Source organism: Candidatus Neptunochlamydia vexilliferae, from assembly GCF_015356785.1.
In the GTDB taxonomy this organism is placed as follows: Bacteria; Chlamydiota; Chlamydiia; order Chlamydiales; family Simkaniaceae; genus Neptunichlamydia; species Neptunichlamydia vexilliferae.
In genome coordinates this window covers 1-19,237 of sequence record NZ_JAAEJV010000005.1, presented here as the reverse complement: position 1 = coordinate 19,237, position 19,237 = coordinate 1, and the positions used below count along the sequence as shown (strand labels likewise).

Annotated in this window: 20 protein-coding genes; 8 read left to right on the top strand and 12 right to left on the bottom strand. The window is 45.1% G+C overall.

Translation table 11 applies throughout. The features are described from left to right. Positions 1 to 5: 5 nt before the first annotated feature. Genes NEPTK9_RS01905 through NEPTK9_RS01895 form a run of 3 tightly spaced genes read left to right on the top strand, consistent with a single transcriptional unit; the run spans position 6 to position 2,235 of the window. Positions 6 to 1,037, top strand: coding sequence for an Lpg1974 family pore-forming outer membrane protein (locus NEPTK9_RS01905; RefSeq protein ID WP_228546972.1), 1,032 nt, complete (start codon positions 6 to 8; stop codon positions 1,035 to 1,037). After that, a complete protein-coding gene (locus NEPTK9_RS01900; RefSeq protein ID WP_194847141.1) occupies positions 1,038 to 1,790 on the top strand; it encodes an AsmA family protein in 753 nt (250 codons plus the stop codon). It begins immediately after the preceding gene. Further along, positions 1,774 to 2,235, top strand: coding sequence for a histidine phosphatase family protein (locus NEPTK9_RS01895; protein ID WP_228546971.1), 462 nt, complete (start codon positions 1,774 to 1,776; stop codon positions 2,233 to 2,235). Before NEPTK9_RS01900 ends, NEPTK9_RS01895 begins: the two co-directional genes overlap by 17 nt. 550 nt (positions 2,236 to 2,785) lie before the next feature. On the opposite strand, the gene NEPTK9_RS01890 is transcribed toward NEPTK9_RS01895, so the two are convergent. After that, positions 2,786 to 3,757, bottom strand: a complete 972-nt coding sequence (locus NEPTK9_RS01890; protein WP_194847140.1) for an L-threonylcarbamoyladenylate synthase — start codon at positions 3,755 to 3,757, stop codon at positions 2,786 to 2,788. A 145-nt stretch (positions 3,758 to 3,902) separates the two neighbouring features. Here NEPTK9_RS01890 and NEPTK9_RS01885 point away from each other — a divergent pair, with 145 nt between their 5' ends. After that, complete coding sequence (locus NEPTK9_RS01885) at positions 3,903 to 4,262, top strand: TMEM14 family protein (protein WP_194847139.1); 360 nt, start codon at positions 3,903 to 3,905, stop codon at positions 4,260 to 4,262. On the opposite strand, the gene NEPTK9_RS09600 is transcribed toward NEPTK9_RS01885, so the two are convergent. The 3 genes from NEPTK9_RS09600 to proC all read right to left on the bottom strand — a co-directional run bounded on the left by NEPTK9_RS09600 (position 4,201) and on the right by proC (position 7,554). Beyond that, the gene (locus tag NEPTK9_RS09600) at positions 4,201 to 4,596 is read right to left on the bottom strand and encodes a superoxide dismutase (RefSeq protein ID WP_228546970.1); all 396 of its coding nucleotides are present in this window, start codon (positions 4,594 to 4,596) and stop codon (positions 4,201 to 4,203) included. The two genes, NEPTK9_RS01885 and NEPTK9_RS09600, sit on opposite strands and share 62 nt — an antisense overlap. Next, positions 4,568 to 4,813, bottom strand: a complete 246-nt coding sequence (locus NEPTK9_RS09595) for a hypothetical protein (protein ID WP_228546969.1) — start codon at positions 4,811 to 4,813, stop codon at positions 4,568 to 4,570. Before NEPTK9_RS09595 ends, NEPTK9_RS09600 begins: the two co-directional genes overlap by 29 nt. 1,949 nt (positions 4,814 to 6,762) lie before the next feature. After that, positions 6,763 to 7,554, bottom strand: a complete 792-nt coding sequence (gene proC / locus NEPTK9_RS01875; protein WP_194847138.1) for a pyrroline-5-carboxylate reductase — start codon at positions 7,552 to 7,554, stop codon at positions 6,763 to 6,765. Positions 7,555 to 7,591: 37 nt separating this feature from the next. On the opposite strand from proC, the gene NEPTK9_RS01870 reads away from it, so the two are divergent. After that, on the top strand, positions 7,592 to 8,203 hold the full coding sequence (locus NEPTK9_RS01870) for a phosphatase PAP2 family protein (protein WP_194847137.1): 612 nt from the start codon (positions 7,592 to 7,594) through the stop codon (positions 8,201 to 8,203). Positions 8,204 to 8,279: 76 nt separating this feature from the next. Here the strand turns inward: NEPTK9_RS01870 and NEPTK9_RS01865 are convergent, their stop codons facing one another. After that, the gene (locus NEPTK9_RS01865) at positions 8,280 to 8,561 is read right to left on the bottom strand and encodes a hypothetical protein (RefSeq protein ID WP_194847136.1); all 282 of its coding nucleotides are present in this window, start codon (positions 8,559 to 8,561) and stop codon (positions 8,280 to 8,282) included. Between the two features lie 524 nt (positions 8,562 to 9,085). Continuing rightward, positions 9,086 to 10,969 (bottom strand): ATP-binding cassette domain-containing protein, encoded by a 1,884-nt coding sequence (locus tag NEPTK9_RS01860; RefSeq protein ID WP_194847135.1) that lies wholly within the window; start codon positions 10,967 to 10,969, stop codon positions 9,086 to 9,088. 71 nt (positions 10,970 to 11,040) lie between these two features. Between NEPTK9_RS01860 and NEPTK9_RS01855 the strand changes: the two genes are divergently transcribed. After that, positions 11,041 to 11,286, top strand: coding sequence for a glutaredoxin family protein (locus NEPTK9_RS01855; protein ID WP_194847134.1), 246 nt, complete (start codon positions 11,041 to 11,043; stop codon positions 11,284 to 11,286). Next, positions 11,283 to 12,695: an amino acid permease gene (locus NEPTK9_RS01850; RefSeq protein WP_320412042.1), complete on the top strand. Its 1,413-nt coding sequence runs from the start codon at positions 11,283 to 11,285 to the stop codon at positions 12,693 to 12,695. The genes NEPTK9_RS01855 and NEPTK9_RS01850 overlap by 4 nt, the downstream gene beginning before the upstream one ends. On the opposite strand, the gene NEPTK9_RS01845 is transcribed toward NEPTK9_RS01850, so the two are convergent. The 5 genes from NEPTK9_RS01845 to yhhA form a co-directional block, all read right to left on the bottom strand. Then, positions 12,692 to 13,090, bottom strand: coding sequence for a hypothetical protein (locus NEPTK9_RS01845; RefSeq protein ID WP_194847133.1), 399 nt, complete (start codon positions 13,088 to 13,090; stop codon positions 12,692 to 12,694). The genes NEPTK9_RS01850 and NEPTK9_RS01845 overlap by 4 nt on opposite strands. Further along, entirely contained in the window at positions 13,075 to 13,692 is a 618-nt protein-coding gene (locus NEPTK9_RS01840) for a hypothetical protein (protein ID WP_228546968.1), read from the bottom strand. Before NEPTK9_RS01840 ends, NEPTK9_RS01845 begins: the two co-directional genes overlap by 16 nt. A 10-nt stretch (positions 13,693 to 13,702) precedes the next feature. Next, complete coding sequence (locus tag NEPTK9_RS01835; protein ID WP_194847131.1) at positions 13,703 to 14,803, bottom strand: hypothetical protein; 1,101 nt, start codon at positions 14,801 to 14,803, stop codon at positions 13,703 to 13,705. Continuing rightward, positions 14,764 to 16,923, bottom strand: a complete 2,160-nt coding sequence (yhhB, locus tag NEPTK9_RS01830) for a cyclophane-forming radical SAM/SPASM peptide maturase YhhB (RefSeq protein WP_194847130.1) — start codon at positions 16,921 to 16,923, stop codon at positions 14,764 to 14,766. The genes NEPTK9_RS01835 and yhhB overlap by 40 nt, the downstream gene beginning before the upstream one ends. A gap of 64 nt (positions 16,924 to 16,987) precedes the next feature. Next, entirely contained in the window at positions 16,988 to 17,149 is a 162-nt protein-coding gene (gene yhhA / locus NEPTK9_RS01825) for a YhhA family cyclophane-containing RiPP (RefSeq protein WP_194847129.1), read from the bottom strand. A gap of 140 nt (positions 17,150 to 17,289) precedes the next feature. On the opposite strand from yhhA, the gene NEPTK9_RS01820 reads away from it, so the two are divergent. After that, positions 17,290 to 18,528: a replication-associated recombination protein A gene (locus NEPTK9_RS01820; RefSeq protein ID WP_194847128.1), complete on the top strand. Its 1,239-nt coding sequence runs from the start codon at positions 17,290 to 17,292 to the stop codon at positions 18,526 to 18,528. Here the strand turns inward: NEPTK9_RS01820 and NEPTK9_RS01815 are convergent. Further along, on the bottom strand, positions 18,525 to 18,686 hold the full coding sequence (locus NEPTK9_RS01815; protein WP_194847127.1) for a hypothetical protein: 162 nt from the start codon (positions 18,684 to 18,686) through the stop codon (positions 18,525 to 18,527). The two genes, NEPTK9_RS01820 and NEPTK9_RS01815, sit on opposite strands and share 4 nt — an antisense overlap. Positions 18,687 to 19,237: the final 551 nt, after the last annotated feature.

The following is a 19,237-nucleotide window of genomic DNA, read 5'->3' as shown; positions in this document are numbered from 1 at the left end:
AAATAATGATGCATAAGAAGTTCCTTTTATTACTCCTTGTTCCAGCATTTGTCTATGCGCAGCAGCAGGTTCCCCCTGATGAGCAAGACCTCTTCAATAAAGATGATGCAGTGGTGGTGATCAATGGGGAATTTCTTTTCTGGAGCGTCAATGAGGGCGCTCTTGACTACGCCATCCGGATGAAAAAACCGGCTTGGGGACCGAGCAATTCCTATGCGCAGGGAGATTTCGAGCAGGCCGAGTTTGACTTCGATCCCGGCTACCGCTTTTCAATCGGCTATTACCGCGCTCCCAACTTCTGGGAAGCTGATTTTGAATGGACTTACATCCACTTTAAGGGGACCGACCGGATAAAACGGTCTTCCTCTCCAGAACAGTTTACAACGGGAACCTTCCCGCAGGTTTTTTCGAATCCAATCGACCACGCGACGAGTCGGATCCAACTCCACTATAAAACGGCTGATCTGATCGCCCACCGAGTCTTTCATATCGACAATAACCCCCACCTTCGGTTGAAGCTTCTCGGGGCTTTTAGCGGTGTCTGGACCCATCAAAACTGGAAGGTCCGCTACTTCGATGCAGGGACGAGTGCCACTTCGACCACCAATCGGTGGAAATATTGGGGCTTTGGCTTCCGTACCGGCTTAAGCTTTGATTGGTTTTGGGGCAACCACTTTTATACCACGGGAAAATTTACCACAGCCCTTGTCATTGGCCGGTATAAAAACCATTCAAAGCAGACGGTCAATACCCCTTCGCAGCCGGGAGATAATGCCCTGGTACCGGTTCGCGATGCCCGCTACCGCGATTACCGGGTTTCTTTTACCACGCAACTGCTTCTGGGCCCCTCCTATCAGCGAAGTTTTAACAAGTGGCGCTTTGAGATTTTTGCGGGCTACGAGATGAATATCTGGACCAACCTGCAGGAGATTTTCCGCTCAACAGCTGCTCCTGCAAGCGGAGCAAAAGAGACTTGGCTCAGTACGGGCCTTGTCGCCCTTCAAGGATTAACACTGCGAGGATCGGTGAATTTTTAGATGAAAAAGTTTCTTATTATTTTTTTTGGACTCGTTGTCATTGCCTGTTTAGTGGGTGTCCTTTTATGGAATATGCTTCCCACAATCGTATCCCATAAGCTGTCGAAACGGGCGCAAGTGGCGGTGACGATTTCCGATATCAAGGTCTCTTCCGCTTCCCTTTCGGTCGATGGAATACAGGTGGGTAACCCCCGCGGCTATAACAAAACGCCCCGCGCCCTTTCTGTTGCTAAGATCGATATTAGCATTCCCCTCACCCGCTTTTTCGATAAAAATATCGTCATTGAAGACATGACCATGGATGATATTTACCTCGGTCTTGAGTTTGACTCCCCTCGCAGCCGAAAGGGAAACTGGACCACCATCATGAACAATATGAGCCGTGCGACAAGTGAGGAAAAAGCCCAAGCCGCAGCTAAAAAAGAGACAACTAAGGTCCTCATTAAGCGGCTTGTCATTACAAATCTTCAGGTCGAGCTTGCTTATACGACGGGAGGGAGGGCTAACCGAAAACTCCGCCCCATCAACCGCCTAGAGCTGACAAATATCAGTAGCGAGGGAGGGATCCCCACCTCTCAGATCATGCACATTATTATGGCAGAAACCCTCCGCAGTGTCTTTAGTAAGGAGGGACTCCAAAACATGCTTGAAGGAGTGCTCAACCCTAGAGGTTCTTCCGGAGGAAGAAACCGGGTTGACCTAAGAGGACTCTTTTCTGAAAATGAGCGGGGAGAGCTTGAAGAAGCCCTGTGAGAAAGAGATCTACCTCATCCGCCATGGGGAAACCGAGTGGTCCCGCGATGGAAAGCATACCGGACTCACCGATATTCCCCTCACCGACAAAGGGGAAGTTGAGGCAATGGCCCTGGGCAGGCGGCTTGAAAAAATCCGGTTCGACCATGTCTTTTCAAGCCCCCTCAAGCGAGCCAAGGAGACCTGTCTTATCTGTGGCCTCGAGCCCCAGGTCGATGATGATATTCTCGAGTGGAACTATGGGGCCTACGAGGGATTGACAAGCGCTGAAATCCACAAAACCAATACTGACTGGAACATCTTTACCCATGGTGCTCCTGCTGGAGAGCCGGTTGAAGAGGTTATTAAACGAGGGATGTGCCTTGTCCAAAAACTCGAGTCGCTCGAGGGGAAGATTGCCCTTTTTACAAGTGGTCATTTTTCCTGCGCTTTTGCAACCTGCTAGCTGGAGATGCCTATAGAAATGGGGCGGCGGCTCACTCTTTCAACCGCATCACTTTCCATTCTAGGATATGAGCACGAAGTGCGGGCTTTAAAGCTTTGGAATGACATTTCCCACCACAGTAGGTAGTGGTTTGGTGGTAATGGTTTGTTTTGTTGAATTTTTGTGCTCTAAACCAGCTGATAACTCCAAGGATCCATATAGAGATGCATCGGGGCTGCGCCCCCGCTGCCCCTTGAGCTTCAAGCGAACAGTCAAATCGGACCTTCAAGAGGGGGGCCGTGCGAAGCACTGATCCACCCCTCCTTCATGCCGATTTTACAGGTTCGCCCTGAAGCCGCGGACTGCTCTGAGCAGCCCTTTCCAACCTGGCGGTTGAGGGCTGTCCCTTCGCAGGAGAGTTTTTTTCTTTTTTATCTTCCCCAGCGAACTGACGTGAGTTCAAGCCCGGAGGGCGCCAGAATGAACGCGGTGAGCTGTCCGCATATGGATTAATGGATATTTACTGCTAGTTTAAAACACAAAAATCAAACAAAGCAAACCATCAAAAACACTAGGTGCTGGCGATCTGCTTGAGGCGGTTGAGGAGAAAAGCATTCCGCTTGAGCTGCGGATCACAAAGAACTAAAACCTCTACATATCCATCACGGTTTGCCGTTCGGAGCCCCTCATAAAAGCTCTTCGCTGAAAGCTTGAAGTGATCCCCTCCTTCGATGGGGGCAGGCTCTTCACTCATGATAAGCCGCTTACTAGGAGCACTGAGCTTGAGGTAAATCTTCATCTCATCCCAAGAAGCAAAAAGACGAACCGTTGAGCGGAGCTTGGGGAAACAACTATTTCTATCTAAAAGGAGGGCAGCAGGATGAATGGTCACTTGCCGACCAAGTGCTTCCTCGATCTCTTTTTGAGAGATCGCCCCTACCCGCAAAATGGTAGGTTTCATCGGATCTTCTAAGGAAAGGATCGTCGTCTCTATTCCAAGCTCGGTCTCCCCCCCATCGACAATCCCTTCAATCAGGCCGTTAAGATCTTCAAGGACATGGGCAGCTGTTGTAGGACTTGGCTTCCCCGATTGGTTAGCCGAAGGAACGGCTAAAGGACATCCCGTTAGTTCAATAAGTCGGAGAGCAATGGGATCAGAAGGGATCCGAATCGCAACAGTCTCTTTACCCGCTGTCACCTTTGAGCAGAGATTTGGATGCTTTTTCAAAACGAGGGTCAAAGGACCAGGAAGAAAGCGCTTTGCTAAGGCAAAGACTTCTGAAGGAAGATCTTTTGCAACAAATTTAACTTGTTCGATATTTGCTACTTGTACAGGAAGAGAGCGATCGGCAGGGCGTCCCTTAGCTGCAAAAAGACGTTCAATCGCTGGCACATTTAAGATAATTGCGCCGAGCCCATAAGTTGTTTCTGTCGGAAAAGCAACAAGCCCCCCTTGCTGCAGTTTGCGAGCTGCAGCTTCAAGATGATGGTTCGCATCGCTTAGCTTTTCTCGATCAATTGGACCAAAGTATTCGGTGTACATCCTCTTCCTACTATTCAACAAGTATTGGGCATTATTAACATTTGGTAAATAAAAAACAATATAAAAATACAACACAAGCTATTTTTTGGAGCCGATTGAAAAAATTTCTCTTGCCGTTTGGTCCCGAAGTGGTATAATGAGCTCTATGGAAAAAGCAATTTTCAAAAAAATTGGAGTGACCGTTCTTCTCTACTCAATTTTGGTATTTGCCGGAGGAGTGATGGGATTTGCAACAAAGAAGAGTCTTCCCTCTCTGCTTGCAGGAGGAACTTTTGGCTTAGCCCTTCTTTTTTCAAGTGTGAAAGTCTTGACCTTTCGGAGATGGGGGCTCTACGCCTCATTGATCTTGCTTCTTCTTTTAGATGCCTTTTTCTCGTACCGCTTTCTTTTGACCCAGGCTCTTTTTCCTGCGGGGATGATGCTGATCGTTACAACCGCAACGCTTATCTTGCTTCTTTTTCAGCTGCGCACTTCAAAAAGCGACTCTCAACGATTTCCCAATTGATGTTCTTTAGGAAGACCTGGATGTACCCTAGGCGACTCAGGCCATATTCGGTGATATAGGCGTGCTCCCTCACATCCATGATGAGAAGGGGCTCGGCCCCTGGAATATGATTGATATTGTGCTCATCGACCCAGATATTGTAGAGAAGCCCATCAATCGGGTCTTGATAGAGAATCACCCACCCAATTCCTCGGATCATTCCGGTCGAGACGAGGTTCCTTTGCCAAGCCTCAAAGGAGCCAAAGCAGGAAACTATTTTTTTGAAAAGGGGGCTTTTTTCAGAAAGGGGCTTTGCCCCGAGATTCTCAAAGTAATACCCAGGGGTAATATTCATGGAGTACCGTCCCATCAAATTCCCAGGCAAATCGCCGCTTTAGAGCCCCATAGGCAACGGTCCGGTCCTCCCCTTTTTTCCTCATTTCTTCAAGGGCCTTTTGAAGGGTATTGGTATTCTTTACATAGCCGCGGTAGAGGGTAAAATGCGTCTTGAAAAGGGCGTCATCAAGCCCTGGAAGCTTCCCCAATAGGTAAGAAAAATCAGCATGGTTCAAAATACAGCATGCTGAGGTAACACTTCCCGAAATATGGAGGCCTTTCCACCTTATGTAGTTAATCGGGAGTATTTAGGAGAAAGATGCGTCGGGGGCAAGCCCCCCCGCTGCCCCCTTGAGCTTCAATTTGGCAAGCCAAATCGACCTTCCTCGGGGGGCCGTGCAAAGCACTGTTCCACCCCTCGTTCAGATCAATTTTGCATAGCCATCTTGAAGCCGTGGACACTTCACGACGCAGCTTTTCTTCGCCTTCGGCTCCGAAGCTGTGTTGGTTCAGTGAATTTTTTTGTTATACCCAAACAAGCTCAAGAATTGGTTTTAGGCAACGCGAAAGCTGTCGAAATTCGTCGATCCTAAGTGGCTAAAAACCTGAAAAAAAAACTTGGTCCTTCGTGAAAGATGTGCAAGGTTTTCTAGAAAAAACCTTTCCAGCGAACTGACATGGCTTCGGAGCCGAAGGCGAAGAAAAGCCATGCGGTGAGCTGTCCGCGGCTTCAAAATGGCTCTGCAAAATCGCCCCGCACGAGGGGTGGAACAGTGCTTTGCACGGCCCCCCGAGGAGGGTCGATTTGGCTTGCCAGATTGAAGCTCAAGGGGGCAGCAGGGGGCTTGCCCCCGACGCATCTTTCATAAGACCAAAAATTGTTACCCTATTTTGAACCATGCCGAAAAATCTTTAGCCTGATAGTCGGCAAAGAGCGTTGTGAAGGCGAAGAGGAAAATTAAAATTTTATTCACACACCCAATGGCACCAATTTTACCAAAATCGGAAAACTAAAAACTTTGCTATTATATAACTTATTTATAATTGTTTGCTCTAAATCATTAATAATGCTAAAATTAATCGATAATATAATTAAAAAGAGCAAAAATAGTTATGGTTAGTTCAGTGGTGTTTCGGGAAAATACCGTTCCCGATGAGCCCTACGAAAGGCCTCCTGTCTTCCCCTATGCAAATCCCCTCTCTGTGGGTTTCCATATCTATGCAACTGTTAAGTCTTTTTTTGGCGCTCTATTTTATGGAGACCGAGAAGAGCTCAGCTTAACATCGGCCCGCTTTTTAATGATTTCCCCCCGTATCATCCAAGGGATTGGTCATATCCTCCCCTACCTGCCCTCCCTTGGAATGATTTCTAAAATAGGCCCTGCTGTCTCTATTATCCCCAGCTATATAGGAGCAGGCCTGTGTATTGTCGAGGGAGCGGCCGATGCCTGGCTCCTGAATGAGCAGCGAAAATTCACTCAAGGGTATGAGTTCAAAGCACTGTCCCGCCTCCGCTATATGATCGGTGATTATGATGCGGTCCATGCCCCTGCTGCGATTCAGTGGCTCACTAAACACCGTGATGAACCGGTATTTCAAGAAATGAAAGAGCCTCTTGACGCTCGTCCCCTCCGCGCTGGCGAAATTATTAAGAATAACAAAAAAAAGCTTGAAGCGATTGCAGAGAAGCTTATTCGAGAAAACCTCGGAAAACTTCAAAGGGAATACCTAGAGCTTAGCAGTGAAGAAGTTACCAAGTTTGGGGAAGATAACGAAAAGGAACTCAGCATCCAGCTCGGGATTAAGAAAAAGCGGCTGGCCCGCCGTCTTCGCCCTTGGATGGTTCGTGAGGCTGACGAAAAGATCCTTCCCATTCTGTGGGGGCTGGATCATAACTCAAAGAAAGAGGCAATTTTGGAAGGACTCCGCTTAGCGGACGATATCCATGCCCAAGCGAAGAAGAAAAAGCTTGCCCACACGATGGGAGTTGTTGCGATGATTGCTGCAGCGGTGGGTCTTGTCTGCGTTGCTGTCGCCCTTCCCCCAAGTATCCCCTATGTATTTGCCCTTCTCGCCACGACATTTTCTTTTTTTCGAATGGGAGTCTTCACGGGAATGTTAGAGACCCGGGGATGGGTCTTTAACCCCAAACACTTGATCCCTCAAGGGATCCGGAGCTGGATCTTTACTCCTCCCCCTTCAGAAGATCGCTCTCATGAGATTTCTCATTTGCTCTCTGAATTCCCCGCATCAGAGCGTAACGGACTCGTTCTTTCTCAAGCTCCTGCAAACCTGCAATCGTCGAACCTCCTGGAGACGCAATTTTCCAACGAAGGGATTGGAGACTGTCCCCCTGATCTCGAAAAAGAGCCACCGCTCCTTCAATCGTCTTCAAGACATAATCCTCAGCTAATTCTTGTTTGATCCCCATGCTAATCCCCGCTTCCACCATTGCCTCGATGATCAGGTAGATAAAGGCCGGGTTACAGCCGGTAAGCGCTGTAAAAGGGTTCATCAGCTCCTCTTTTAGCCAAACAGTGGTTCCCATCCCCTCTAAGACTTGGTTCACCTTTTCCTGATCTTCCTTAGCAACTTGAGGGTCTTCCGCAACCCCGATCATTCCCTTCCCACAAAGGAGGGGGAGGTTAGGCATCACACGGAAAAGAACTCCCCTAGAAAAGTGCTCCTTGAGGTTCGCAAGGGAAATGCCCCCAAGAACGCTCAATAAGAGGCTCTCTTGCTTCATGAGGGGCTCGAGCTCTTCAGCCACCTCTTCAAGCCTATGAGGTTTAACGGCCAAAACAAGCGCCTCTGCATGGTCGGCAACCTCTTTAAGAGAGGTGCACGCTTTGGCGCCGATCTCCTGTGCTAAATCGGCAACAGAGCTCCTGCTATAGAGGGCTACCTCATGCTTTTTTGCCATTCTCCGTGCCATGGCATTTCCCATGACACCACATCCAATCACTCCGACTTTCATCCTTGCCTCGAATCAAAAATACTGATAAAACTGTCCTATGAACCACCTTAATCTGCGCACCCCTTTTCGAAAAGCCCTTTTTTTCGTTTTTCTTGCCCTCATCGCCTACTTTTTTGTCGATCCTCACTTCCTCGCCCTTACAGATGGGTGGCGCCCCCTCATGAAGACCTTTACCCTCCTCATCTTTCCTCCCCTCCACTTGGCCCTTTGGGGAGGACTCTTCCTCTACATGGGTCTCCGAAAAAAGAAATGGTCCCTTCCCCTGTTTAAAATCACCATGGCACAAGGAATGGTGGCAGGGTGTGTCCGCATCATTAAAATCCTTGTCGGCCGGGCCCGCCCCGACATCTTTATCAAAAAAGGGATCTACGGCTTTTATGGATTTAACTGGAGCAGCCACTACCATTCATTCCCCTCGGGCCACAGCGCTACAGCCTTTGCCCTTGCAACCTCGCTTTCCCTCCTTTTCCCCCGCTTTTCCCTCCGCTTTTTTACCCTAGCCCTTCTTTTTTCCCTTAGCCGCTTTCTTCTATTTAAGCATTACTTAAGTGACATTTTGGGAGCCGCAGCCCTTGGTGTAGTTGTTGCCAGCGCCACTCACCTTATCATCAATAAAATTATTGCGAGGGTTGCCCACAAAGCCTTCTGATTCAATTGGGTACAAAAAAAATCGAACGAGCACTCGGCCCGTTCGATCTAATCAAGAAACTAACGAATCTTAAAAACTACTTCTTAGCAGTTTTTCTTCGTCGTTTGCGAACAGCTGACTTCTTTTTAGCTGCAGTTTTGCGTGTCTTGCGTCGAGTAGTCTTTCTAGCAGTTTTACGCTTAGTTGTCTTTTTCTTAGCAGTTTTGCGCTTAGTAGTCTTACGCTTAGCAGTTTTTTTCTTAGCTGTTTTACGCTTAACTGTTTTTTTCTTAGCAGTTTTGCGCTTAGCTGGCGCTCTTTTAGCAGCTGTTTTTCGAACAGTCTTCTTAGCTGCTTTTCTTTTTCTTTTAACTGGCATGTTTAATGCTCCTTAAAAATTGGAATTCTAATTCTAACTTTCTGTACCGGGTAATTTTTAACTTATAGGATGGCTACAGCTTCTTCAGGTTAATTTCCTTCCTCACCCATAGCCTTTTGACTATGGGACTCGTCGTTCAAATGAACCTGACTTTGCTTCGCTCACCCTCTAAATCAAAAATTCCCCGGTACAAAGAGTTTTTTCGGTAGTTCGCAAAATCGTCATAACTACCTTTCTTCGTCCTACAAACTTTAATATATATTTTTTGCAATAAAAAATAAAAAACTTTTTATTTTTTTTAATTAAATTAAATAAATTCGTTTTTGTAAACAACCTTCAGAAGATGTTCTCGACATGTTTTTTTTAAATAAAAAAAATGAAAAAAAATTTCAGAAAAGCTGAAAATTTAGTAAAAAAATGAAAAAAATAGTTCTGCTTTTTGAAAAATTAACCGTTTTTATAAGCTTGTAAATTTTAGCGTCTTATGATTTTTTTATAGTCACAAGAGTTTGTTTTTAAGGGTTTTAGTAGTTACTATCAAACTCTTCTATTTTTGCTTCCCACTGATTGAGTGCGTTTTCTCTCTTTTTTTCGAGCTTATCCTTTTGATTGATCACCTCTTGCTGCTTAATTGGAGGTTTTTTTTCGTAAAAACCGGGGGTTGCAAGGGTTTCATTAACCTTTTCAATTTCACTTTCTGTTTTTGCAATTTCGTTTTCGAGTCGTTCAATTTCCCGTTTGAGTCGATTGCGCTCTTTTCGATGCTCTTTTTTTTCGTGGTAGATTTCTTTTTTCTCTTTGACCTCTTCTTTGAGATAGTCCCGTTCATGTTCTTTGACAAAGTCCTCATATCCCCCCTGAAAATCGGTGATTTCCCCAGGAGTAAGTTCAATAATCCTCTCGGAAATTTTCGAAATAAAGTAGCGGTTATGGCTAACCATGATCAAAGTACCGGAATACTCTTTAAGAGCGGCGATGAGCGCCTCAACACTTTCCATATCGAGGTGGTTGGTTGGTTCATCTAAGACCAAACAGTTGTGCTCGGCAAGCATCAAATCGACAAAAACAAGGCGGGCTCCTTCGCCTCCACTCAAAGCGCTAACTTTTTTACGCACGGCATGCTCATCAAAGAGCATTTTCCCGAGGGCTTGCCGCACTTTTTGCTCGGGAATTCCTTTAGAACGCTTAGATAACCAGTCATATAGGGTTTCTTCCATATTGAGAAGGCGGCGGAAGTTTTGGGGAAAGTAGCCGTAACGAGCATGAGATCCCCAAAGGGCTGTCCCTTCATCTCCCTTTATATGATCGGTGAGAATCTCTAATAAGGTTGACTTCCCCACTCCGTTAGGACCAACTAGGGCCACCTTTTCAAATCGCCCCACCTCAAAGGAGATATTGTTTAGAACAGCGTGTTCACCAAAAGCTTTGGAGATTCCTTTGACCCTGAGCGCTCTTTGGGCAGGAGGGCGGATCGATGTGAAGTGAAAGTGGGGATATTGGCGGGAAGAAGGGAGGAGAAGATGTCCCTTTTCCTCTTCTTCGAGCTTTTCAATCATCCGTTCACGGGAAGAGGCTTGCCGCGCTTTGGTTGCTTTTGCTTTAAACCGGTCGATAAAGCGTTGGATTTCCTTTTTTCGTTTGGAGAGCGATTTGAGCTCGGCCTCTTTCACCAGGACGTTTTTCTCCTTCTGCTGAATAAAATGGTCGAAATTCCCCACATAGCGACGCATTTCCCCATAATCGAGGTCGATGATCTCTTGGCAGACCTGATTTAAAAAGAGGCGGTCGTGGGAGCTTAAAATGAGGGTTCCAGGATAGTCGATGAGATAGCGCTCAAGCCACCGGATCGAAAAGAGGTCGAGATAGTTGGTAGGCTCGTCGAGAAGGAGGATTTCAGGCTCTATGAAGAGAACCTGCGCCAAAAGGACACGGAGTTTGTACCCTCCCGATAGGGTGCTTAAGGGCGCACTCTGCCTTTCAGAGGGAATGCCAAGGCCGCTCAGGAGCTGCGCCCCCTTTGCATGAGCCCGGTATCCCCCTTTTAAAGTGAGCTGCTCTTCGATCTCACTGAGCACTTCAGGATCCACCTTTTCTTGGGCAAGGAGCTTCTCCTTTTTCTTAAGAAGGGACCACAGCTCCTTATCCCCCATCATCACGAGGTCGAGAATGGGAACGTTTTCGAAGGGGGAGTAATCTTGATCGAGCATCCCTAGCCGAGCCTCTTTAGGAATGTTGACCGTTCCTCCGCTTGGCTCTACCGTTCCTTTTAAGATTTTAAGGAAGGTGGTCTTCCCCGCTCCATTAGCACCGACAAGGCCATACCGCCTTCGGGTGCTGAAGTGAAGAGTCACCCCGCGGAAGAGGATCCTATCCCCATAAATCATTGTCAAATCATCGACGCTAAGCACGATTTCCCTTTACTTTATCTTCTAAAAATTATATGTGTTAGGGTTTTAGATTGCATGTAAAAAGTGATATCATGGGTATTTTAACACTCTACTATAAGCCAAGTTGCCCCTATTGCAAAAAGGTGCTCAAGTTTCTTAAGAAAAATGAACGGGAAATCCCCCTAAAAAACATCGATGAGGACCCCAAGGCTGAGGAGGAGCTTCTCCACCTCGGAGGAAAGGTCCAGGTCCCCTGCCTATTTATCGATGGAAAACCTCTATATGAGTCGAAAGAAATTATCGACTGGCTCAGCAACAATAAGGATGCGATAGAGTGATCGGAACCCCTAATCCCAAACGGGTCATTTCCGTTTTCGTCCTGGCGATGCTCAATGTTTCGGTCATGGCGAGCCTTCGAAACCTCCCGCTTGTGGCCGAGCTTGGCTATACGATGATCTTTTTCTTCATTGTTGTTGCTGCCCTTTTCCTTGTTCCCTGCGCCCTTGTCTCGGCAGAGCTTGCAACCGGATGGACCAAGTCGGGAGGAATCTACGTTTGGGTCCGTGAAGCGCTTGGAGACCGGTGGGGCTTTTTTGCCATTTGGATGCAGTGGGTCCACAATGTCACCTGGTACCCAGCGATTCTCTCTTTCGTTGCCGCAACCCTTGCCTATATCATTAACCCCGAGCTGGCTAGCAGTAAAGTCTTTATCCTTTCGATTGTCCTGGCCGTTTTCTGGGGAGTGACCTTTATCAACTACTTTGGGATTGAAACCTCAGCGCGTGTCAGTACAACAGGGGTCATTGCAGGAACCATTATTCCGGGAATTTTTATCATCGCACTGGCGATTGCTTGGCTCGCACTGGGACGCCCCATTGAGATCCCTTTCAAGGCGGACAAGCTCCTCCCTGACTTTAGCTCCCTTGGAAGCTTTGTCTTTATGGCGGGCCTTTTCCTCTCCTTTGGAGGGCTTGAGGTGACTGCGGGCTATGCAGGCGAGGTCAAAAACCCCCAAAAGAACTTCCCACGCGCCATTATCTCCGCTGCCATCATTACCTTTGCACTCGTGATGCTAGGAGCCCTCTCCGTTGCCATCGTTGTTCCCAAAGAGGAGATCAGCCTCGTGGCTGGACTCATCGATGCGATGAAGATTTACCTTGGAAGCTATGGCCTTTCGTGGCTCCTCCCCTTTCTAGCGATACTTTTAGTCCTCGGCGCGGTTGCAGAGGTGAACTCATGGATCATGGGGCCGATCAAAGCGCTCCACACCACCTCTGTCCATGGAAACCTCCCTCCCTTCTTCCAAAACCTTAACAAGCATGGGATGCCGACTCACCTCCTCCTCTTCCAAGCGATTATCGTTACCGTTGCTGCGCTCATCATTCTCTTTACCCCGACAGTAAGCACGGCCTACTGGATACTCACCGCCCTCTCCGCTCAGATGTATCTGATCATGTATGTCTTCATGTTTATCGCCGCGATCCGCCTCCGCTACACCCATCCCCATATCCCGCGGGTCTACAAAATCCCTCATCCCCACAAAGGGATCTGGCTCGTCGCTAGTATCGGAATCCTCGCCTCTTTATTTGCGATCTTCATCGGGTTTGTCCCTCCAACTTCCCTCGATACCGGCTCCCTTGTTCAATATGTGGCCCTATTAGCAACTGGCCTTGGAATCATGGTTGCTATCCCCCTTATTATTTACCAATTCCGGAAGCCCTCCTGGGTGCTTGAAGACTCCGATTAGTTGTTGCCCTCTTCTTTTTTGTATAAAAGACATAGCTGTCTACTGCCTGGATAGTCAAAAAGGACAAAGCCAATAGATTCAAGAGATCGTTTTGAGGCAACATTGCTTCCTCTCAAATGGGCAACAAAGATGGTATAGGTAGATTTGTCAATCGCCTTAGCTAGAGCAATTCGCCCTATATGCCTCCCTCTCAAGGGAATTGGAACCTTAAAGTCTATTGTAACATGTTTCTGAAAGACATCATCTTCCTTAAAATAAAACTTCACATACCCTGCTGATTTTCCATCATAGAGAATTTTCCATCCTTCAAATTTTTTTGATGCCATCTTGGTTATTGAAACATCCTCGGGTAATACATACTTATCGGAAACTTCACCTTCTAAATGGATCGACATAAACTCCTCCTCATTTTTAATGGAATAAAACCTATTCTTTCCAGTGCAGTTCTCCACTGCTGAAGTTCTGGAAAATGTTTGCCTAACGTAAGTTTTTCAACCACTTGCTCTGCTAAATCAAGTGAGTTTTTACAAGAAGTACTACAAGGAACATGACTAATAAAAGCAACCCCATCAATATATTTTTCTGGACTTATTAGTTGAAATAAACCATCAAAACCCTGTGCAAGCAATTTTTGCTCATATGCATCAATCTCATGCTCTCCTACTTCTGCAATTTTTTTACAGCAACAATGAGGATACCCCAGTAACTCACCAAAAGCTTGCTCATGCTTCTCCACAGAGTTATCAAGCTTTACAGCCAAACTCAACAAAACCTCATTAAAAGAAAAGTAGATAAAATCTTCTTTATCTAAAAAATATTGAATCTGAAATGTGTGACACCAATCTTCTAGTTTCTTTATATTCAGATCACTTATAAGCCTTGTGCGAACACAAGGCTTATAACCATAAAAAAACAATAAAAAATCAACCTTTGCCGATAGTGGAAAAAACTCATCAATAATCACCCATAGTTTCTCCAACGGTAAATACCACTTCATCAAAGCAGCTTTACATCCTATCAAATTCATAAATCATCTCATTAGAATAGTGGGTAGCAATATAGTCACTCAACCCATCTTTTTTGATAACTCCCCATTTTTCTCCTTCGATTAAAATATAGCTACAAATCTCTTCCCAATATTCCGCCGGGAAAAAACCTGGCGATAAACAAATATTCATAAAAACATCTGTTCCCAAGGCCGACACTTCTTTAAAAATTTTGTCTATAAGAGATTTAGCCTCATTGATCGTTAAATCTATTGAGAGCGTTTGAGGTGACCAATTAGAATCAAGGTTATAACGGTTTGAAAAACCATCACAATCAATATGGAGTAGGGTCGGCAAATCACTATCTAAACAGTTAAAAATTTTTTCTACTGATGGGGAAACTTGGTATCTATAGTCTGTACACACATCAGTAAAACGAATCGCTGGTCGGTGTTGACCGCTTACTAAAAGCTGATCTTCTTCGTAGTGGAGCTCAAAACATGTCTTTTGAGGAGCAAATGCATCAGAAAAACAAAGATGGCCGATATTTAAAGTCTCTAAACGCTCAATTAGAGGAACAATAAAGGTCCCTATCCCTACCGATTTATAGTGAATCGCTTGGGCAACACTCTTTGGATCTTCTACATCAAAGAGATCCTTTGAAAATAGGCATCTCTTTTCGCTATCTCCATAAATTAAGTGAGGACTTCCAAGGTCTTGATGATCATCGATATGAACTAGGTTAAATCCAGACGGTTCTTTTCCTTTACTTCTAAGAAACTGAAGAACAAGGCTCCAATAATAAAGAGACCAAGAATCAAATAGAGAAACCATGACATTTTTATAAAATGCCCGGTAAGATCCTAATTCCTCTATATGAACGGGGTGGGCCCAATTTTTGAGAGTAGGTTCTAAGTAAGGGTCAACGTAGTAGTCAAATTGATCTGGGGTAAAAGCTATAAGATCCCAAATAGCCCCATTTGCAAGCTCAAAGGGAATCAGTCCACACGGAAAGTAGTGATCCAGCTTCTCTCTTCGAAGCATTGAGTCCTCACTGAGCCTTTCTCTAGGAATTTCAAATTTTAAGTCAGGCATAGGCTTTGACTTTTTAAAAGCTCCCACTCTTTTAGCAAGGATTCAAAAAAGAGAGCCCCCATGGGAGTAAATTGAACTTTTTCTTGAATCTCTGAAATACAACCATCTATTCTTTCAAGGGTTAAATCGATTTCTTCTTGAAGATTCTGATCACATATCGCTACATGATTCAAAAACTTTGCTACATGAATAAATACATAAACGGCATGAAGTGCAGCAATTGGAGGGCGATATTTTTCCGGCCAAGGAGAATAAATTTCTACATCTTGAGGCTCAATAATTTCAAATCGTTCTTGCAATAAATAAAGCTTTTGGTGACAGTGTTCGTGAATCATGGATGCTGCTACCTTATAAGGAGCTAAACATCGATTCCCCTTCCATACTCCGATAAAAATTGCACCTGGAAGCGTCTCATCAGCAAAGGAAATATCTCGATCTGGGGGACTATTCTTATCCTTCACGATATAAATATAGGGACTAATGATCTTCATTTCATCGTACAGATGAGTATCATACTCCTGAATCATTCCTAGGGCATCTTCAATCACTTTTTTTCCTAGATCAAAGGCTGTCTGAGGATGATTAAAAACAATATCCTTGCCTAAAGCGTGCGTATACCAATCGTGGTTTTCTTGAATCACAAACTCTTCTTTTCTAAGAAGTTTAGTCCCAATTAAATGAAGAAAGTCAATATCGATAGGAAGTGGGGTGCCATCCATTCCTTCAACAACTTTTCCTTTTAAAGACTGTTCAAGAGCATCCAAAAAAGAGGATGAGACAGGGTGCATTAAGGCACGCTCTCCTACGGAAGACACCTGATTATTTGTTTGATTGATTAAAGCCTCTTGACTAGGGAATCTTTGCTTAGCTTCAACAGCTATCCTTTCCCATTGGGCCCTTTTTTTCTGTGCTACATATTCTTGGAGCTTTCGGATCTGTTTTTCTGAATTTGAATAGATACAAAAGTCTTCCATCTCCTTCTGGCTAAAGAGAATACTAGAACTCTCATTTTTTTCAAGCTCTTGATCAACTAGCTGAATGAGCTTCTCACTAATGTGGTCAATCAATGCATACATCTCTTTGCAATAAATCGTCGGATTATCAAACCCTTCTGTCCCAAAGCGGTGAGGAACAGATCCTCCCCCACAAATATCTACATGCTTGCATGCCAAGCATGTCTTACTTAATCCTTCCTTAGAAAGAAGTTTTCTATGGACTTCAATGTTTTTTGATTGAGCAGCAGCTGAAATTGGAGCTGTTTCGAGCCCAATACCTAAAGAAGAATATCCTTCTTTAGTAATCTTTAACACATCAAGATCGTGATACATTCCATCTGTTTCAATATTGAGAAGAGAAACGTCTCCCAACCCAAGGGCATCTGTCTGTCCTGACTTCCCAAGAAGAGCCAAAATAATGGATTCAAAAAACTTACATTGGATGTGAGGAAACTCTGCGGACCAACAATCAAATGCCTCGATCAACCAGTCAATATAGACGTCTGGGTTTTGGTCTCTTCCGATTGGAGGACTCGTATAGTTAGCATCGGGAAGTAAAATATTAAACTCTTCAACTTCATTTTCACTAAAGAACTGAAAAAGCTCCCTTGGTGAGTAGTTCACATTGATCACAGCAATGCACCCTGAAAAAATTTGGGGATATTTTTTGAGAAGAGCAAGTGCACGATACACTTTATCGAAACTCGGATTTCCTTTGTGATCTAATCGATAAACATTATGAATCTTTTTCGGTCCATCAATACTTAAAGAGACTGAAATATTTTCATCTACAAACAACTTAAGATGTTCTTCTTTAAGGAGGGTTCCATTTGTCTGGATCCCAAAGTCAACTTGGCAGGAAATCGTGTCTAACCTCTTTTTAATCGCTTTAGAGAAGTTGACAAGTTTGTCCGCTCCAAAAATTAAAGGCTCTCCACCATGATAAATCACAAGCACTTTATCTAAGGACTTTTCTTGAGCATAGTCATAGAGTCTATCCACAAAAAGCTGTTGGTGCTTCTCAGATAAAACTAAAGGTTTATCCTTCCAAGACTGATCTGCATGTTGATACATGTAGCAGTAAGCGCAATTGAGGTTGCACCTAGAGGCAACTTTAATTAGGAAAGAGCTAAAAATGGGATCTTGTTTCATAATTAATTTTTTTAAAGTGTGGAGGCCTATACCTGACGCCTCCACTATCTATTTCTTTTAAATTTTACGATCGGTTATGTCGGTGATGCATGCGACTATAATTTTCCTTAGCATTAACAGGATCTTTTTTCATTTCATCTGCAGACCTTTTAAGAATTGGATTACTCAGGTCAGCACTGTTTAGCTTGTTTAAAATTTCTTCTTGTTTTTTTCCATCAATTTTCATAAGGTTTTACTCCTTTTGGTTAAAAATTCACAAAAGTTAACGTTTTGATTTGTCAACTCTCTAAAAGAATGAGTTTAAGATGATATCAAATTATTGTAAAGACCTTTTTGGTAAAAAAAATTTGTGGTAAGCTACCTTTCATGACCCTTCCTCTAGCAGAACAACTCAGACCCAAAGACTTTAGCGAGGTCGTTGGCCAAAGCTCACTGATCGAGCTCCTTTCAAAAATCATCGAAAGGGGAAAACCTCTCTCCATCCTCCTCTGGGGACCACCCGGGTGTGGTAAAACGACAATCGCCCGCCTCTACGCCAAAGCCTTTGACCGCCCTTTCGTCCCCTTTACCGGCGTGATGAATGGGGTCGCCGATATTAAAAAAGCGATTCAAGACGCCAAGTCCCGCCCCCTCTTTGCCGGCCAGCCCATCCTATTCGTTGATGAGATCCACCGCCTCAATAAGGCGCAGCAAGATATCTTCCTCCCCTGCATCGAAGATGGGTCGATCATCCTCATCGGCGCGACAACCGAAAACCCTTCCTTTACCATCAATAACGCTCTCCTTTCTCGACTCCGCGTCCTCACCCTGGAGCACCTTTCCGAAGAGGCCCTTCAGCAGATCATCACCCGCTTTGAAACCTCCTCGAAAAAGGTAACCCTGACCCCCGACGCCAAAAAAGCGCTGATTTCCCTTTCCCAAGGAGATGGCCGCCACCTATTAAATACCTTGGAAACGTTACCCGAAAAAGAGATCGACCGGGACACCCTCTATGCCCTTGCCCAGAAAAAACCGGCGGCCTACGACCGGCATGACGATGGTCATTTCAACCTTATCTCAGCTCTTCACAAAGCAGTTCGCGGCTCCGATCCCGATGCGGCCCTCTACTACTTTGCCCGGATGCTTGAAGGAGGTGAAGATCCCCACTACCTCGCCCGCCGGATGATGCGGATGGCTGTTGAAGACATCGGCCTTGCTGATCCCGAAGCGCTCAAGGTGACCCTCACCGCCTGGGAAACCTACGAGCGGCTCGGCTCTCCCGAAGGAGAGCTTGCCCTTGCCCAAGCGCTCCTCTATCTCGCCCTTGCCCCCAAAAGTAACGCCGCCTACGTCGCCCTAAAAAGAGCCCAAAAACTTGCTGCCGAAACCTCTCACCTCGATCCCCCGAAAACGATCCTCAACGCACCGACCAAGCTGATGAAACAAAAAGGATATGGCGAAGACTACCAGTATGACCATGACCTGCCCCATGCTTTCTCCGGGCAAAACTACTTTCCTAAAGGGATGGAACGTCCCTCTTTCTATAAGCCAGTCACCCGCGGCTTTGAACGGGAAATGGAGAAGCGGCTCCAGTTTTTTGCGTCTTTGCGCAAAAAACTTTCCTAACCGAGGACTTCCCATCCAGCCTCTTTTGCTGCCTGGTCCCAAGAAATGGTGTCTTTAGGATCTAGCTCCTCGAGTCTTTTTCGAGCTTTTTCAGCAATTTTTGCCTCTTCCTCAAGAAAGTCATCTAAGCTTGACCCAATATGCTTATTTTTTTTCATACTAAAAGATTAACAAGCACAATGTATTTAAGCAACACAGACCAAAAACAAGTCCTCTCCCAACCCCCTTACACAAAAAAACCTTCAAGCCCCTGTGAATTTCTAAGGTGTTTACCTTAAGAAGCTCGCAGTTGCATTGAAGGTCCAGAGATTGTATTTGATCCTCTAGCTAAGTTCAGGCAGAGAGGCTGAAATGGCCTCAATCATACCTGTCGCCTCTATAAGAGACATGATGACTAGAGTTGTTCTAAGGATACTTGTTTTGAGCAAGTTATGAAAACAAAGTTCTCTCTTAGAACTACAATCGCTTAAGGTTGTCATTAGACGCATCCCTATACTTAATTTACCATGAATCGAATAATTATTAATAGTTTTTTTGCTCTTTAGTTATAGAAGTCTAATTAAGAAGGACTTTGTATGTGTTTTTAATAAACCACAGACCACACAGGGAACAGGATCCCTGCAAAGTCGTGACTTAAATTTTTAAATATGCATAAATGGTTGGTTTCGTATCCAATATAACCAAGGCGAGCCAGCATGAGCACCCAAAC